The organism is Leisingera sp. ANG-Vp (assembly GCF_000813725.1).
Taxonomy (GTDB): Bacteria; Pseudomonadota; Alphaproteobacteria; order Rhodobacterales; family Rhodobacteraceae; genus Leisingera.
The window spans coordinates 1-15,770 of sequence record NZ_JWLD01000068.1; the positions used below are offsets into that span (position 1 = coordinate 1).

A 15,770-nucleotide genomic window follows, 5' to 3' on the forward strand; every position below is an offset into this window, starting at 1 on the left:
GCCAGCGCCACCCGCTGCTGCTCGCCGCCCGACATTTGCGCCGGGAAGTGGCCCGCGCGGTGGCCAAGGCCCACAGCCTCCAGCTCTGCCTGGGCCCGTTCAAAAGCATCTTTGACGCCTGCCAGTTCCAGCGGCGTTGCCACGTTTTCCAGGGCGGTCATGGTCGGGATCAGGTGAAAGCTTTGGAATACCACGCCCATGCTGCTGCGGCGGAAGCGTGCCAAGGCGTCCTCATCCATTGCAGTCAAATCCTGGCCCAGGGCAGCGACGCGGCCGCCGGTTGCCTGCTCCAGCCCGCCCATCAGCATCAGCAGCGACGACTTGCCCGAGCCGGACGGGCCGATCAGCCCCAGGGTCTCGCCCTGCTGCACGTCCAGCGAGATGCCGTGCAAAATCTCTACCGGGCCGGTATTGCTATTCAGGGTCAAAGACGCATCTAAGAGATGCAGAACGGGGCTGTTTTCTTTGGTCATCGGGCCTGCCTGTTGGATCCACCTATCGGATATGGAGTGTTTGCGGTGATGCACAAGATACTGGCCCTGCTGAGTTTGACGCTTTTTGCGGGTACTGGCTGGGCAGAGCCGCTGCGGATCACTGCTTTTGGCGACAGCCTGGTGCAGGGCTACGGGCTGCCGCAGGGCCAGGGGCTGGTGCCGCAGCTCGAGCGCTGGCTGAACGAAAACGGCGCCGAAGTGACGCTGCAGAATGCCGGTGTCTCGGGCGATACCACTGCAGGCGGGGCAGAGCGTGCCGCATGGACCCTGTCTGACAACCCCGACGGATTGATTGTGCTGCTGGGCGGAAACGACCTGCTGCGCGGGCTCTCCCCGGAAGAGGCGCGCGCCAATTTGACCCGCATCCTGCAGGCGGCTGAGGCCCAGGGGATCGAGGTCATGCTCATCGGTATGAAGGCGCCGCCGAACTACGGGCCCGAGTACAAGGAAAGTTTTGATGCCATCTACCCGGAGCTGGCCCGGGCCTTCGGCGCGGTGCTGCACCCGGATGCCTTTGCCGGCATCGCGGCAGAAGCGGGCGGGGATCCTGCAGCGGCGCAGGCCTACATGCAGGACGACGGCATCCACCCCAACGCCCAAGGAGTGGCGCTGAACGTGGCGGCGCTGGGGCCGGCCGCGCTGCAGCTGGTTGAGAGCATCCGCAACTGAAAACAGCCCCGGAATGGCAGGGCTGTCTGAATTCTCTTACTCTGGATTGGAAATCCGGATCAGGAGACCAGCGCAATATCCACTGCGGACTCGCGGCCGTCACGGCCGGCGCGCAGTTCATAGGTCACTTTCTGATTGTCCGCCAGGCCGGTCAGCCCCGAGCGTTCCACTGCGGAAATGTGGACAAAAACGTCCTTGCCGCCTTCGTCGGGCGCAATAAAGCCGTAGCCTTTGGTGGTGTTGAACCATTTGACGGTGCCAGTGGCCATCGTCTCATACTCCTAAGTCGTCTCAAATTATCTGCCCGCGGATTGCGGCAGGCCGGCAAAGTCTGCAGATGATCATGACCGCGCCGCGCAGGGTACAGTGATGGCATTCGCGTAACGTCGCGATGACACAATTGGGTATGAAACCCTGTTAGCGCAAGAAAAATGCGGAATGACGCGGGGTTTCGACGCAGATTCCGGCAATACTGTGCCTAAAGAACCGTCACCACGGTGCCCAGCGGCACCCGCTCGTACAGATCCGTCACATGCTCGTTCAGCATCCGGATGCAGCCATTGGACACAGAGTGGCCGATGGTTTGCGGCTGGTTGGTGCCGTGGATGCGGAAATAGGTGTCGACACCGTTCTGATACAGATAGAGCGCGCGCGCACCCAGCGGGTTCTTCGGGCCGCCCGGCTGAATATATTCATTGTCGACGAACTTGGCATAGGCGCGGGGGTCGCGTTCGATCATTTCCGGCGTTGGGCGCCAGCTGGGCCATTCCCGCTTGCGCTGGATCACTGCAGAGCCGGTGAACTCAAGCCCGGCCTTGCCGACACCAACGCCATAGCGCATCGCCTTGCGGGGTTCGGTCACGTAGTAGAGATAAAAAGACCGCGGCAGCACCAGGATCTGGCCAGGGGCGAATTCTTTCTTGATGCGCACCTCCTGCGGTGTGGGATCAAAGACCTCAGGATCTTTCTTCCGTGCCAGCGCTGGCAGCGGCAGCACCGCCGCCGCGGCCGCCATGCCCGTGCTCAGAATCTTCCGGCGTGTTATCATGGCCAATCTCCCGAACTTTTGTTGCCTCTCCTGTCATCTTCCGGCGGCTGGCGGACCCGGTCAACGGGTTTGCGCAGAAGGGCGGGCAACTGTTGCAAGCGCCGCTGCTGCCAGGGCGCAGACGGCAATCCAGCCAAAGTACCAGAACTGCCCGGCCAGCAGGTCTTCGGCATAAGACGCGGCGAACCGGGTTTTGCCGGCACTGGCGACCGTGTAGGCGCCAGCCGCAAAACCGGCAAAGCCTGCCGCTGCCAGCCAGCGCGGCAGCTGCAGCCGCCAGGCGGCAAGCGCCAGCGCCAGGCCGGGCAGGGCGCCCAGCCAGATCACCTTTGCGGCCCACCAGGGGTGCGCCCCCAGACCGGCTGTAAGGTTCAGGACATGTGCCAATTCTGCAGCGATCAGAACGGCGGCCAAGGGCGGAAGGAGGCGGAGCATCTGTTTCATAGAATTGATATTGAAGCAGTGTTCCGCTGCTGCCAGCCCCGGTGACAGCTTTGTGAAGCCGCGCAGGCCTCTCTTGCGGAGCCGCTGCTGCTGCCGCTATCAGGGCGGAACTGCAACCGGAGGAGCCGCCATGGGCGCCAAGACCCTGACCTGCCTGTCCTGCGCCCAGCTGAACCGGGTGCCGGAAGAAAAGCTTTCCAAGGGGCCGAAGTGCGGCTCTTGCGGCGCGGCGCTGATGCCGGGCAAACCGGTGGATGTGGATCCGGCCACATTGCAGAAAGCGGTGCAGAACGATGATCTGCCGCTGGTGGCGGATTTCTGGGCCCCCTGGTGCGGCCCCTGCCGTGCAATGGCGCCGGAGTTTTCCAAGGCGGCCAAGGCGCTTGGCGGCAAGGCGCGGCTGGTCAAGCTCAACACCCAGGACCACCAGTCCACCGGCGCCCGCTACCGCATCCGCGGCATTCCCACGCTGGTGGCCTTTGAACGCGGCAAGGAAAAGAAGCGCCAGGCCGGCGCGCTGAGCCAGGGGCAGATCGTCAGCTGGCTGCGGGGCTGAACACCCGGCTTTAGACGCTGCAAAGGAATGGCCCGCCGCGGATCAGTAGAGATCAGCCCCCAGGTTCCGCGGCATTGCGGAGGCTGCGGTGCTCTGGCCGCCGGAGCGTTTGCTGTCCAGGCGGCTTTGGCGCCAGTACAGGAAGGCCAGCACAATCAGCATCAGAGCGGCGGCAGTGAAGGGGTAAAGCAGCAGGATCAGCCAGACCGGCCAGCCGCCAAAAATTCCGGCGGCAACAGCCAGAACCAGGCCGCCCAATGCACCGGATACTGCGCTCACCCAAGCCATGCTGGTTTCCCCCTGCTATTGCATCCCAATAACAAGGTAAGCAGCCGGATCTGTAAGGCAACTATGCAAAAGGCGAGGGTTTTCACTCTTTCGCGAGAGTCACGGCCAATTGATTATGTCAAAAGTGGTAAACTCTGGTGCCGTGCCGCTGCTTGGCCGGTTCAGGCCGTGGCCGGACTGCGTTCGGCCGGATGCTGCGGCGCGTTGCGCTCCTGAGCCAGGCTGCGCCAGGCCAGGGCGGCGGTCGCCAGAACGGTCACGGCAGAACCGGCGGCAGGGTAGAGCAGCACGCTGGCCCACAGCGGCAGTCCCGCTGCCGTATATCCCAGCACCGCCGCGGAAAAACCCGCGATCATTCCCAGAAAAAGTCCTGCCCAAGCCATGACGCCTCCGATCTGCTGCCTGCAGCTTAACCCGCCTGCGGTTGTGTTTATCAACCTCATCTTCCGGCTAAGTTTGTTTTAATAAGGTTAAGATTGTGGCGATTGCGGGCGATTGCTGCAGAAAAATGCCTGCGCTACTTGGAAACCAGTGCGACGCCGTCCTTGGCCTTGGGCATCTTGCCTTTGCCTTGCTGCAGTACATGCGCCATCTCATGGGCCAGAAGGTAGGAGTCCTTGGCAAAGGCAGGTTTGGCCACATAGACATGGTTGCCCACGGTAAAGGCCTTGGCCTTCAGCTCCTTGCAGACCTCCTTGGCATTGCCGCCCATATGCACCCGCACCTTGCCCAGGCTGCCGCCGAAATGCGCCTCCAGCCCTTTGCGCAGATCGCCGGGCAGTTTCTTCTCGGTGGTGCCTTCCGGCGCGGTCTTCAGCTTCTTGCGCTTGGCTTTCCGGCCTTTGGTCGCCTCGACCTCAGCCTTCACCTCTTCCGGTTTCAGAGCCATGGGGGATCCTTTCCAACGCTTTAACCAACACAAGGCGCGGGGCGCCTGTGGTGAGGGTAGCGCAGGTTGGGAGAAGGACAAAATGGTCGTGTTTAGTTGATTAGAAAAATGGCGATCTGGGGTGAGGAAAATCACCTCAGATCGGCCACTTGGGAGTTAACTTTCTAGCTTTATCTTAGTCCTAGTGTTTTAACTAAACCGCGATGAACGACCAAGGGTTCATTTGTGTTTATTGCGAGGTGATTTCTTTGATACTTAAATATTGGGCGATTGTGTGGCTTCTGTGCATTCCCAATAATGCTGAAGTGAAAGAGGATTTTAGCAATTGCTTGCGGTGTCAGTTGTCGAGTTTGGGGATCGCAATCCTCGCTTTCTTGATACTCTTCGAGATAGCCTATAAAATCCTCGTACTTGTATCTTTGTTTGTGGGATGCTCCTAAGTGTGACAAGAGGTTGTTAATATCTGGTATGAGTCCGCCGATCTCGTTGCAAAGTTCCTCTCGGAAGTGGGTGGAGAAATCCCCGTCGACGCCTCTAATCGTGTCTCCAGAAATTAGTTTGTGGCCTTGTCCAACTGAAGAGCGAGCTGCATCTCGTAGAAAGCGCACAAGATCACGAGGGCGAGAATGCGTGAGGCTGAGAATGTAGTCGAATGAATGAACGTTTTTTCCTCTATTTTTCCCAATCCCCACTGTGGAGGTGCCAACTACTTTTCCCCACTCTTCGTCAAAAATGAAGTTGTTGGAATCTCTATCAAGTGATCTTGCGATCCTGAAAGCAATCATTCTTCTAAGGTTGTCTTTCTTCCAAGCGAGATTGATTTTGTGATCTTCCCATTTGTTCTTGTCCGGGTCCGAGAGAAGTTCGTAAATATCATCGCGCAAGAAGATTATTGGCTTAATGTTGCATCCGTTATCTGAGAATACACGGCGCACGTTGGAGACTGCTTTGAAAAGGCTGGTTATCAGAGAGATGTACCGATCTCGACTTTTGTCATCCCAATAATTTCGATAATCCTCATCCAGTTCATCGAAAACGATGAAATACTGTGAGTGATCAATATTATTTACAATGAGTCGCTCCATGGCGGGGATGAGATCAGGCCAGATCTCTTCAATTTTCACATCTTCTTTTTCCGCAGATGCGCGCCCGGAGACGCCAAAAACCCCAAGGCCGAACGATCCCTTTGTCCATTTTTGCATTAATGTTCCGATGTACTGAAAGTCATCTTCGGGATAGAGTTTGTCTATTTTCATGCGAAATTCTGAGTTGATGCCGTGATTTGTTGACATCATTTTCAGAACGGAATTGTAAATGAAGTACTTCCAGAGTGAAATGTACTGACTTGGATTGGTGAAATTTTTGTCTTCTAAAGAGTAAAGTAGGTTGAAGGGGAATTCTTTAAAAGATAACTTCAGGCTGAACCTGTTGTGTTGCGAACTGGTTTCGAAGTACCTGCAAATGGCAGTTTTTCCGGTTCCTTTTCTTCCAATGACAATTGAATATTCGCCATTCTCCAGATTTTGCACGTCATCCAAGTGGTAAAAGAAGCGTTGAGAGTCTTCATCCGCCGCTTCCAGCTTCCATTTTGAAATTTCCTTCAGAAGGGCTTGATCGTTTGTCGTTGGGTTCATCTTAGCACCGCCTCTAACTTTAGTTGAAACTTGAAATTATGTTTTGTGAATGAACTTCAGGGAGAGCGATAAGCAGTTCGCTCTCCCAATGCCCTTGTCTACCGCACAAACTTCTTGTGCTTCAGCCGCTTGGGCTCCAGTGCGTCCGGTCCCAGGCGGCGCTTCTTGTCCTCTTCGTAGTCCTCGAAGTTGCCCTCGAACCACTCCACATGCGCGTCGCCCTCAAAGGCCAGGATGTGGGTGCAGATCCGGTCGAGGAAGAAACGGTCGTGCGAGATCACCACGGCGCAGCCGGCGAAATCGACCAGCGCGTCTTCCAGCGCCCGCAGGGTTTCCACGTCCAGGTCGTTGGTCGGTTCGTCGAGCAGCAGCACGTTGCCGCCCTCTTTCAGCAGCCGCGCCATGTGGACGCGGTTGCGCTCACCGCCGGACAGCAGGCTCAGCGGCTTCTGCTGGTCGCCGCCCTTGAAGTTGAAGGAGGAGCAATAGGCGCGGGAGTTCACCTGCGCGTCGCCGAGTTCAATGATCTCGGCGCCGCCGGAGATCGCCTCCCAGACGGTTTCATTGTCCTTCAGATCGTCGCGCGACTGATCGACATAAGACAGCTTTACGGTGTCGCCGTATTCCACGGTGCCCTCGTCAGGCTGCTCCTGGCCGGTCAGCATCTTGAACAGGGTCGATTTACCGGCGCCGTTGGGGCCGATCACGCCGACAATGCCGCCCGGCGGCAGCGAGAATTCCAGGTTTTCGATCAGCTGCTTGTCGCCAAAGTGTTTGGCGAGGCCGTTGACTTCGATCACTTTGGAGCCAAGGCGCGGGCCGTTCGGAATGACGATCTGGGCGCGGCCGACCTTTTCACGCTCGGACTGGCTGGCCATCTCGTTATAGGCAGCAATACGCGCCTTGGATTTGGCCTGGCGGGCTTTCTGGCCCTGCTGCATCCATTCCAGTTCGCGCTCCAGCGTCTTCTGCTTGGCCTTGTCTTCGCGCGCTTCCTGCGCCAGGCGCTTGGCCTTCTGCTCCAGCCAGGCCGAGTAGTTGCCCTCGTAAGGAATGCCGCGGCCGCGGTCCAGCTCAAGGATCCAGCCGGTGATGTCATCCAGGAAATAGCGGTCGTGGGTGACGCAGAGGATGGTGCCCTTGTAGTCGATCAAATGCTGCTGCAGCCAGGCGATGGTCTCGGCGTCCAGGTGGTTGGTCGGTTCGTCGAGCAGCAGCATGTCGGGCGCTTCCAGCAAGAGCTTGCACAGGGCCACGCGGCGGCGCTCACCGCCCGACAGGTCGGCGATGTTGGCGTCATCCGGCGGGCAGCGCAGCGCCTCCATCGAGACGTCGACCTGGCTGTCCAGATCCCACAGGTTTTCCGCATCGATGGCGTCCTGCAGCTCGGTCATCTCGGCCATCAGCTCATCGGTGTAGTTCTCGGCCATCTCAACCGCGATTTGGTTGAAGCGGTCGACCTTGTCCTTCTTCTCCTTGACGCCGAGCATGACATTTTCGCGCACGCTCAGGCTCTCGTCCAGCTGCGGCTCCTGCGGCAGGTAGCCGACCTTGGCGCCTTCCGCGGCCCAGGCCTCGCCGGTGAAATCCTTGTCGAGGCCGGCCATGATTTTCATCAGCGTAGATTTACCGGCGCCGTTGACACCGACCACACCGATCTTCACACCGGGCAGGAAGGAGAGGTGGATGTTTTCAAAGCATTTCTTGCCACCCGGGTAGGTCTTGGAGACACCCTGCATGTGGTAGACGTACTGGTAGGAGGCCATGTGCTCGCTCCGTTAAGGGGGGAAATCGCTGGCGGGAGTGATAGCGGATGGGCGGCGGCGGGGCAATTCAAAGGTTACCTTGCTGAGCGCCGCTGTGTGCTTGGCTTGGCAGGCCTTTCAGCGGGCGCAACGGTTCGCAAACGAGCCGACTGGAATTGAAAGGAATAGATTTGAGATCTTCGGCCGTTATGTGCGCATTGCTCGCTTCCTTGTCGCTGTCTTCCTTCGCCAGTGCGCTGGAGATTAAGAACCAAACGGTCATCAAGGGGTGGTCCGTTATTGAGGCAAAGACAGACCGGGATGGCCATTCCTACCAGGCACTCCGCTGCGATCAGCCGGGTTGCAATTCCCGGGAAGCGTCGATGTCCCTGTTGCTTTGGGGGTCGAAGTACCGCAATGCCATAACGCCGATGGTTGGTCTTGGGTCAGATCTTCCCAGAAGGTTCCCTGCCCAGCTGAGTGTTGGGCGCAAATTATTCGCATACATTCAAAACAAGAAACCTGGTCCGCATCGTCTATTGCCCAAACGGAAATCTGATGATGCAAAAATTGTCAGGGCGATGTTGTCAGCCTTGTCCCGCGATCCACAGGCAGTTGTTCATGTAACGTCCTCGCTTGGGGAACGAAAAATCAGCTTGAACGGGCTTCCGGAAGTACTGGCGTACTTTGATGAACATTGTTGGATAAACTAGCTAGCTCTGCCAAGGTTCCCTTGAACGAAGCTAATGAGCTTGCAGTTTGCAAAGCAACGCAACTCCAACTGTTCCGTGCGCTGCCCTCTGTTGCGTGAAGGCACCGCTCAACATGTGATTGATCTCCCCCGCAGATTATGCGCATCAAGGCCTTCATGGTTTGCAAGCTGCCGCATATCCGTCCGGGGCAGAGCGTCGGGCTGCTCGGCGGATCCTTCGATCCGCCGCACCGGGGCCATGCGGCGATTGCGCGGGCCGCGCTGACGGCCTTTGGCCTCGATCACCTGGTGCTGCTGGTGTCGCCGGGCAATCCGTTGAAATCCCGCCAGCCGGCGCCGCTGGGGCGGCGGATTGATGCCTGCGAAAAACTGATCCGGCATCCGCGCATCCATATCAGCGGCATCGAAGCCGACCTTGGCACCCGCTACACCGCGCAGACCCTGCGCCACCTGCGCCGCCGCCATCCCGGCGTGCGTTTTGTCTGGCTGATGGGGGCCGACAATCTCACTCATTTCCACCGCTGGAAGGACTGGCGGCAGATCTTGGACACTGTGCCGGTGGGCGTCCTGGCCCGCCCGAACGACCGGATCTCGGCGCGGTTTTCGCCTGCGGCGACGATCTACCGGCACGCCATGCGGAAAGGCTGCGTAAGCCATCTTCTGGCACAGGCCGAAAGCCCGGCCTGGTGCTTTGTCAACGTGCCGATGGTGGACGTGAGTTCAACCGAGATCCGCGCCCGCGGCGAGTGGTCAGCGGCGTAAGGCAGCCGAGGCCAGCCCCGCCGACAGCACCACCGCCAGCCCGGCCCAGGTCCACAGATCGGGCAGGTCGCTGAACACCGCCCAGCCCAGCCCCACCGCGGCCACCAGCTGGAAATAGACCATCGGCGCCAGCTTCACCGCCTGCACCTTGCTGTAGGCAAACAGCAGCAACAGGTTGCCCATCATCGAAAATGCCGCGCTTCCCACCGTCAGCGCGGCAGTAGAGGGAGTGAGCTCGGGCAGGTTGCTGAGGCCCAGCGGCAGCATCAGCACCGCGCTCAGCAGCAGTTGCGTCAGGCTCAGCTCCAGCGGCGAGCCCACATGCGCCAGCCAGCGTGAGCTGGTCAGGAAAGCGCCGTAGAAGCAGCCCGCCAGCACCGCCCACAGGAGATTGATGGAGCCGCCCAGACCGGGACGCACCACGATCAGCACGCCGAGGAATCCCAGCGCCATCAGCAGGCTGCGCAAAAGCGTGGCCTGCTCGCGCAAAAGCAGCACTGACAGCACGTAGCTCACAATCGGGCCGATGAAGAAGGCGGCAAAGACATTGGCCAGCGGCTCGGTTACCAGCGCAAACTGGATTGAGAAGATACCGCCTGTCAGCAGCCCGGCCCGCAGCCACAGCCGCCAGTCGCCCAAGAGCGAATAGGCCCGGCGCGGCACAAAGGGCAGGATCAGCGCGGTGCCGATGGCGAACCGCGACCAGGCGACAAAGGCCGGGGCGGCCAATCCGCTGCCGGTCAGCAGCTTGCCGCACAGATCGCCCGCGGGGATCATTGACATGGCCGCGAACATGAGGATGACTGCCTGCAACATGGCGCCAGCGGTAGCAGGGTTTCCCGGGGCGCAAAAGCCCGGATTTCACGGCGGAATGCCGGATGCCGGGGATTGAAGAAGAGCAGCTCCTGGGCCTAAAAAGATAACATGATCTCACGCCGGTTTTTCCTGACATCCGGGCTTGCCGCATTGGCGGGCTCTTCTGCATTGGCCAATGCCCCGGCCGTTTCCCTGCGCCCCGTGTCCCGCCGGACCAGTTCCCTGGCAGCAGGCGGCGACGGTCTCAAGGCGCTGCTGGCACGCGCCAAGCTGCCTGGCCATGCGGTCTGTGCGGTTGCGGATGTGAAGACAGGACGGGTGCTGGAATCCTCCGGCGGTGCCGAAGCTTTGCCGCCCGCCAGTGTCGCCAAGGCGCTGACCGCGCTCTATGCGCTGGATGTGCTGGGGGCGGGGCATCGTTTTGAGACCCGCATCCTTGCCACCGGCAGCGTGTCCGGCGGCGTCGTCCAGGGCGATCTGATCCTGGCCGGCGGCGGCGACCCTATGCTCAATACCGATCATCTTGCCCTGCTTGCCAAATCCCTGAAGAGCGCGGGAGTGCGCGAAGTACGGGGAAAATTCCTGGTTTGGGACGGGGCACTTCCCAGGATCCAGTCGATTGATCCGGGCCAGCCCGACCACGTTGGCTATTCCCCGGCGGTTGCCGGTATCGCCCTGAACTTCAACCGCGTTCATTTCGAGTGGAAACGCGCTTCCAGCGGCTGGGCGATCACCATGGACGCGCGGACCGAAAAATACCGGCCCGAGGTTGCCACCGCCCGGATGCAGATCCAATCCCGTGCGGTGCCGGTCTATACCTATGCCGAAAAGGGCGGGGTGGACCAGTGGACCGTGGCCAGCAAGGCGCTGGGCAAAGGCGGCGCGCGCTGGCTGCCGGTGCGCAACCCGGGCGCTTACGCGGGGGATGTGTTCCGCACCCTGGCGCGCTCCAATGGCATTGCCCTGCCAAAGGCCAGGACCGTCAAATCGCTGCCGTCCGCGCAGCTGCTGGCGCAGCACCACAGCCCGCCGATGGATGTGATGCTGAAGGCGATGCTGAAGTATTCCAACAACCTGATGGCCGAGATGATCGGCATGGCCGCCACCGCCAAACGCGCCGGGCGGCCTGCCTCACTGAAAGCCTCGGCGGCGGAAATGAGCCGCTGGGCGGCCGGCAAGTACGGCATGTCCGGCACCAGGCTGGTGGATCACTCGGGCCTGGGCGATGCCTCGCGGATGACGCCCGGCGACCTCACCGGGGCTTTGGTCGCCGCCTACAGGGCGGGGCATCTGAAACCGCTGCTGAAACGGTTCCCGATGCGCGATGCCAAGGGCCGGATCCTCAAGGGCCACCCGATTACAGTCGCCGCAAAGACCGGCACGCTGAACTTTGTCTCCGGTCTCGGCGGCTTCATGACTGCGGCCGACGGTACCGAACTGGCCTTTGCCATCTTCACCGCCGACCAGAAGGCCCGTGCCCGCATCCCGCGCGCGCAGCGGGAGCGGCCCAAGGGCGCCCGAAGCTGGAACCGCCGTGCCAAGCAGCTGCAGCAGCAGCTGATCGAACGCTGGGGTGCTGTTTACGGCAGCTGACGGGCCTCTGCGACCGTCTCGCCGGTTTGCGGATCATAGAGCCCGCCGCCCAGATGCGTGTGCCCCCAGCCCATGATCTGCAGCAAGACCGGCTCCAGGCTGCGGCCCTGTTCCGTCATCCTGTAGCGGTAGCGGACCGGGCGGTCCTGGTAGGCCTCGCGCTCAATCAGCTCCAATGTCATCAACCGCTTCAGGCGGTCTGACAGCAGGTTGGCGGCGATGTGCTCCTCGCTGGCCTGCAGCTCCTGAAAGGTATGCTTGCCGTGCCACATCAGGTCGCGCACGACCAGAAGCGTCCATTTGTCCCCCAGGATGTCCAGCGTGCGGGCAATCGAGCAGCGTGAGCGGAAGGGCGTTTTCGGTTGGGTCATGAGAGGACTCCGGGAAAATCATGCAGGGCTACTGTAAGTGGCTTTCAAAATGAAAGCCACTGCTGCAGAGTGACTTTTAAATTGCAAGTGAGTCGTGCAGAAGAGGAGGCACCAGGATGCAAGCGATAGGAAACACGCCGCTGGTGCGGCTTACCCGCATGACGGGGCCGGACAGTGCGGAGGTCTATGTGAAGTGGGAAGGCGCCAATCCGACCGGCAGCATGAAGGACCGGATGGCGCTGTCGATGATCGAAGGGGCCGAACGCCGGGGCGAACTGCAGCCGGGCGGGCGGGTCGTGGAATACACCGGGGGCAGCACCGGCAGCTCTTTGGCGATGGTCTGCGCAGCCCGCGGCTACAAGGCGCATTTCGTTTCCTCAAACGCGTTTTCCGAGGAAAAGCTGCAGACCATGCGGGCCTATGGGGCCGAGGTTGAGATCATCCACGCCGAAGGCGGTGTCCTGACCGCCAGCGTAATCGACCGCACCATTGCCCGCGCCAAACAGCTGGCGGCGGAACCCGGGGTGTTCTGGACCGACCAGGTCAACAACATGGACAACAAGCGCGGCTATCACGGCATGGCGCGGGAAATCCTGTCACAGCTGGACGGCCCGGTGGATGAATTTGTCATGGCGGCGGGCGGCGGCGGCTGCATTTCCGGCAATGCCGAGATCCTGAAACAGCACAACCCGGACACCCGCATCACCGCCATCGAGCCTTATCACGTGCGCAACCTCTCGGGCGGCGACACTGGCGGCACTCATCAGCTGGAGGGCATCGGCCTGTCCTTTGTGCCGGAAATCCTGCGCCGCGATCTGATAGACGAGGTGGTGCCGGTCAAGGATGAAGACGCCTTTGCCGCGGCACGCCGGCTGGCACAGCAGGAGGGGCTTCTGGGCGGCATCACCTCGGGTGCCAATATCTGGGCGGCGCTGCAGCGAGCCAGGGAGCTGGGCCCGGGCAAACGGGTTGTCACCGTAGTGATCGACACCGGTCTGCGCTACTTGAACTCCGGTCTCCACCGGTGACCGGAATGGCGCAGACGTGAAGGATGGGGAGGGCGCATCGGTTTGACATTGTTCAACTCAGGCTAGTTTCCTGTCGATGCAGCCGCCAGCAAGGCGGCGCCAATCCAGGGAGAAGCTAATGTGTGACGTTTGCGTAATGAATGCCGTCAAGGATCAGATGCTGTCGCGCCGGTCGCTGTTCAAGGCTGGAGCCGCCGTTGCTGCGGGTGCCGCCCTGAGTGCGGCGGCCGCGGCTCCCGCCACTGCCATGGCACATGGCGGGGTGGTCGACATGACTCATACCTATGATGCGGATTTTCCGACCTATTTTGGTCAGCCGGGTGTGGAGATCAATCAGGCGTTCAATTTTAAGGATAACGGTTTCAACCTGTTTAATCTGACACTGAATGAGCATACCGGCACCCATATCGACGCGCCGCTGCATTTCTCGGCCGACGGTCAGGCGGTGAACGAAATCCCGGTGCAGAACCTGATTTGCCCGCTTTGCGTGATCGACATCGCCGCCCGCGCCGCCGAAAACGCAGATGCCCAGGTCACACCGGATGATATCGCGGCCTGGACAGCTGAGCATGGCGGCATTCCGGATGGTGCCTGCGTGGCGATGCATTCCGGATGGGGCGGCAAGACTGGCGGCGGTGGCTTCCGCAATGCGGACGGCGAAGGCGTCATGCACTTTCCAGGCTTCCACGTCGAGGCAGCACAGATGCTGCTGGAAACCGGTGCTGTGGCGCTGGCGGTGGACACGCTGTCACTGGATCACGGGCCGTCTGCGGACTTCGCAACCCATTACGCATGGCTGCCGCAGAACCGCTACGGGATTGAAAACCTGGCCAATCTCGATCAGGTCCCGGCCAGCGGCGCGCAATTGTTTGTCGGTGCGCCCGCGCACCGGGGCGGCTCCGGCGGGCCTGCCCGCATTCTAGCTATCGCGTGAAAACTTCCGGCCGGTGCTTTCAGCGTTCCGGCCGGTGCCAGCCGTCAGGCGTGGGTGTCTTCCATCCTGCCCAGCTTGCCGCGTGTTATTTCCTTGGCCAGGTCGCTGAGAACTTCCATGCTGAACCCGCCCAGCAGGCGGTGCCGTTCCCGCACCGCTTGCCAAACATCATCGGCGCGGATGTTGTCCAGAAGCTCATGACCGTTCCAGGTCAGCCCCCGTACCACCCAGTTTGCATTTTCCAGACGGCTGAATTTGGCAAAGCCTGCGCTTTCCAGAAGGCTGAGGTGGTAGGCAAGTTTGCGGGCTTCAGCGTCGGGCAGGCAATCGCCCGACGGCAGCATCATGGCCTCAGCAGTTGACTGCGGAAGCGCACAAAACATGTCCCGGCCCCCCTCTATCTCGAGGAGAAGCCTGCGGATTTCATCGATGTCTCTCTGCCATGCAGCCATGACCTGACTCCCGATACGGTGCGAACTAGCGCCAAATGGGAGTAGGTCAAGAGCGTTGCAAGCTTGCGTTGTGCAAGGCCGCCATGCACCAGGCACATATGATGAGAGGCTGCGGCGCCTTATGCCAGAAAGTCCTGATAGTAGTTCAGATACGGTTCGGGCAGGTCACCAGCTGTGCCGTAGACCTCTGTTTGATGCCCGCCAGCCCCGAATTCAGTGACTGCAACGGCCCATGGGTCGCTGCCGTCAGCGTCAATTTCCAGCCGCAGCGTGCGCTGCTGGTTTTCATAGATATCAAGCAGCGTATCACCGTTGTCCCGCGTGGTCTCTTTGTAGGCCAGTTCGCCGTTTTCATAGTGCGAGGTGATTGTGTTCCACTCAAACACATCATCCTTGTCTTCGCGCAGTGTTTCCGAGCGGATTCCATTGTCGAAATGAGACGTTGTGATGGAACCATCGTCATTGTGCTTTTCGTGCAGGGTGATCGTGCCGTCGGCATCATACACAATTCTGATGAAGCGCCAGCCCAGGGCATCTTTGGTGTCATACTTGTACAGGGCGCTGCGGATGCCGTTGTGAAATTCCTCTATTTTCCCAATGCCGTTGTCGAAGACGATGTGGCGACCCGCCAGTCCTCCGTCCGTGTCATATGAGGTCGATTTAAACCGCCAATCCCTGATATCCTCCTCATCCCGCCAGACGACCGAAGTGGTTGCGCCGTTTTCAAGCACTTCCTCTTTAACGATGCCGTTGTCGAACCAGGTGGTGCGGGAAAACGGTGCGACGTTTGCAAAATCGTCATTGTAAAAACCGCTGTAGAGGATCTCGGTATCGATCCGCTCCCAGTCCTGGGTGTTTGCGACGTCATCCTGGCGGTGCAATGTGCGTATGCCGTCGTTAAACCTTTCGAAAGTCACGACACCGCTGTCCTGGGTTGTGGTGCGGGTGTTCAGCTCGCCATCGGGGGTGTAAGTGATGCTGCGCCAGCCCCAGTCCATGACATCGCCGCGATCGTCCCGGAAGAGAGACACGCGTATGCCGTTTTCATACTCCGCCACTGTCTCGACGCCGTTGTCAAAGGTGACCGACCGCTGGGCGACAAGCCCGTTTTCATCATATGTAACCTGAATCCATTGGAAATCGTGGTTGTCGCCAAGATCATGCTTGTGGAAAACAACGGGCATATCGTTCAGGAACGATTTGTACTCATACAAGCCATCGTCATAGTGCGTCCGTACGCTTCTGAAGGAGCCTTCGTCAATTTCCGTCTCAACGATTTCCTTCTCGGCCCAGATGAAGGCGTTGTCGTAGTCCCGAATGACAGTCTGCATGAGG

At 60.0% G+C, this 15,770-nt stretch carries 20 protein-coding genes; 6 read left to right on the forward strand and 14 right to left on the reverse strand.

Annotated elements, in window-relative coordinates; translation table 11 throughout:
* Positions 1-473 (reverse strand): ABC transporter ATP-binding protein (locus tag RA20_RS19690; RefSeq protein WP_039132883.1); only part of this gene is annotated, 473 nt, incomplete at its 3' end.
* A gap of 48 nt (positions 474-521) precedes the next feature.
* On the opposite strand from RA20_RS19690, the gene RA20_RS19695 reads away from it, so the two are divergent.
* The gene (locus RA20_RS19695; protein WP_039132884.1) at positions 522-1,163 is read left to right on the forward strand and encodes an arylesterase; all 642 of its coding nucleotides are present in this window, start codon (positions 522-524) and stop codon (positions 1,161-1,163) included.
* Between the two features lie 59 nt (positions 1,164-1,222).
* Here RA20_RS19695 and RA20_RS19700 read toward each other — a convergent pair whose 3' ends face one another.
* From RA20_RS19700 to RA20_RS19710, 3 genes are all read right to left on the reverse strand, one after another.
* Entirely contained in the window at positions 1,223-1,432 is a 210-nt protein-coding gene (locus RA20_RS19700) for a cold-shock protein (RefSeq protein ID WP_039132699.1), read from the reverse strand.
* A gap of 209 nt (positions 1,433-1,641) precedes the next feature.
* A complete protein-coding gene (locus RA20_RS19705; RefSeq protein WP_039132701.1) occupies positions 1,642-2,211 on the reverse strand; it encodes a L,D-transpeptidase in 570 nt (189 codons plus the stop codon).
* A gap of 60 nt (positions 2,212-2,271) precedes the next feature.
* Positions 2,272-2,646: a hypothetical protein gene (locus RA20_RS19710; protein ID WP_152618567.1), complete on the reverse strand. Its 375-nt coding sequence runs from the start codon at positions 2,644-2,646 to the stop codon at positions 2,272-2,274.
* A gap of 139 nt (positions 2,647-2,785) precedes the next feature.
* Here RA20_RS19710 and trxC point away from each other — a divergent pair, with 139 nt between their 5' ends.
* The gene (trxC, locus tag RA20_RS19715) at positions 2,786-3,211 is read left to right on the forward strand and encodes a thioredoxin TrxC (RefSeq protein WP_039132703.1); all 426 of its coding nucleotides are present in this window, start codon (positions 2,786-2,788) and stop codon (positions 3,209-3,211) included.
* A gap of 42 nt (positions 3,212-3,253) precedes the next feature.
* Here the strand turns inward: trxC and RA20_RS19720 are convergent, their stop codons facing one another.
* The 6 genes from RA20_RS19720 to RA20_RS25525 form a co-directional block, all read right to left on the reverse strand.
* Positions 3,254-3,499: a hypothetical protein gene (locus tag RA20_RS19720; protein ID WP_039132705.1), complete on the reverse strand. Its 246-nt coding sequence runs from the start codon at positions 3,497-3,499 to the stop codon at positions 3,254-3,256.
* A gap of 161 nt (positions 3,500-3,660) precedes the next feature.
* Positions 3,661-3,882 carry a hypothetical protein gene (locus RA20_RS19725; RefSeq protein ID WP_039132707.1) on the reverse strand — a complete coding sequence of 74 codons (222 nt, stop codon included), beginning with the start codon at positions 3,880-3,882 and terminating at the stop codon, positions 3,661-3,663.
* A gap of 134 nt (positions 3,883-4,016) precedes the next feature.
* Complete coding sequence (locus RA20_RS19730) at positions 4,017-4,388, reverse strand: eCIS core domain-containing protein (protein ID WP_039132709.1); 372 nt, start codon at positions 4,386-4,388, stop codon at positions 4,017-4,019.
* Positions 4,389-4,558: 170 nt separating this feature from the next.
* A complete protein-coding gene (locus RA20_RS19735) occupies positions 4,559-6,022 on the reverse strand; it encodes a P-loop ATPase, Sll1717 family (protein ID WP_039132711.1) in 1,464 nt (487 codons plus the stop codon).
* A gap of 98 nt (positions 6,023-6,120) precedes the next feature.
* The gene (gene ettA, locus RA20_RS19740) at positions 6,121-7,788 is read right to left on the reverse strand and encodes an energy-dependent translational throttle protein EttA (RefSeq protein ID WP_039132712.1); all 1,668 of its coding nucleotides are present in this window, start codon (positions 7,786-7,788) and stop codon (positions 6,121-6,123) included.
* A gap of 67 nt (positions 7,789-7,855) precedes the next feature.
* Positions 7,856-8,050 carry a hypothetical protein gene (locus RA20_RS25525; RefSeq protein ID WP_152618568.1) on the reverse strand — a complete coding sequence of 65 codons (195 nt, stop codon included), beginning with the start codon at positions 8,048-8,050 and terminating at the stop codon, positions 7,856-7,858.
* Positions 8,051-8,635: 585 nt separating this feature from the next.
* Here RA20_RS25525 and RA20_RS19750 point away from each other — a divergent pair.
* Positions 8,636-9,241, forward strand: a complete 606-nt coding sequence (locus RA20_RS19750; protein ID WP_039132889.1) for a nicotinate-nucleotide adenylyltransferase — start codon at positions 8,636-8,638, stop codon at positions 9,239-9,241.
* Here the strand turns inward: RA20_RS19750 and RA20_RS19755 are convergent.
* The gene (locus tag RA20_RS19755) at positions 9,230-10,036 is read right to left on the reverse strand and encodes a DMT family transporter (protein ID WP_193748884.1); all 807 of its coding nucleotides are present in this window, start codon (positions 10,034-10,036) and stop codon (positions 9,230-9,232) included. The genes RA20_RS19750 and RA20_RS19755 overlap by 12 nt on opposite strands.
* A 129-nt stretch (positions 10,037-10,165) precedes the next feature.
* Between RA20_RS19755 and dacB the strand changes: the two genes are divergently transcribed.
* Positions 10,166-11,650, forward strand: coding sequence for a D-alanyl-D-alanine carboxypeptidase/D-alanyl-D-alanine endopeptidase (gene dacB, locus RA20_RS19760; protein WP_039132718.1), 1,485 nt, complete (start codon positions 10,166-10,168; stop codon positions 11,648-11,650).
* On the opposite strand, the gene RA20_RS19765 is transcribed toward dacB, so the two are convergent.
* Positions 11,638-12,021, reverse strand: a complete 384-nt coding sequence (locus RA20_RS19765; RefSeq protein WP_039132720.1) for a winged helix-turn-helix transcriptional regulator — start codon at positions 12,019-12,021, stop codon at positions 11,638-11,640. The genes dacB and RA20_RS19765 overlap by 13 nt on opposite strands.
* A 116-nt stretch (positions 12,022-12,137) precedes the next feature.
* Between RA20_RS19765 and RA20_RS19770 the strand changes: the two genes are divergently transcribed.
* Complete coding sequence (locus RA20_RS19770) at positions 12,138-13,049, forward strand: PLP-dependent cysteine synthase family protein (protein ID WP_039132722.1); 912 nt, start codon at positions 12,138-12,140, stop codon at positions 13,047-13,049.
* Positions 13,050-13,167: 118 nt separating this feature from the next.
* Positions 13,168-13,983, forward strand: coding sequence for a cyclase family protein (locus tag RA20_RS19775; protein ID WP_039132724.1), 816 nt, complete (start codon positions 13,168-13,170; stop codon positions 13,981-13,983).
* 44 nt (positions 13,984-14,027) lie between these two features.
* Here the strand turns inward: RA20_RS19775 and RA20_RS19780 are convergent, their stop codons facing one another.
* Together RA20_RS19780 and RA20_RS19785 are read right to left on the reverse strand one after the other, a co-directional pair.
* Positions 14,028-14,435 (reverse strand): DUF2513 domain-containing protein, encoded by a 408-nt coding sequence (locus RA20_RS19780; protein WP_082018073.1) that lies wholly within the window; start codon positions 14,433-14,435, stop codon positions 14,028-14,030.
* 119 nt (positions 14,436-14,554) lie between these two features.
* Positions 14,555-15,766 (reverse strand): hypothetical protein, encoded by a 1,212-nt coding sequence (locus RA20_RS19785; protein WP_039132728.1) that lies wholly within the window; start codon positions 15,764-15,766, stop codon positions 14,555-14,557.
* Between the last annotated feature and the right edge of the window lie 4 nt (positions 15,767-15,770).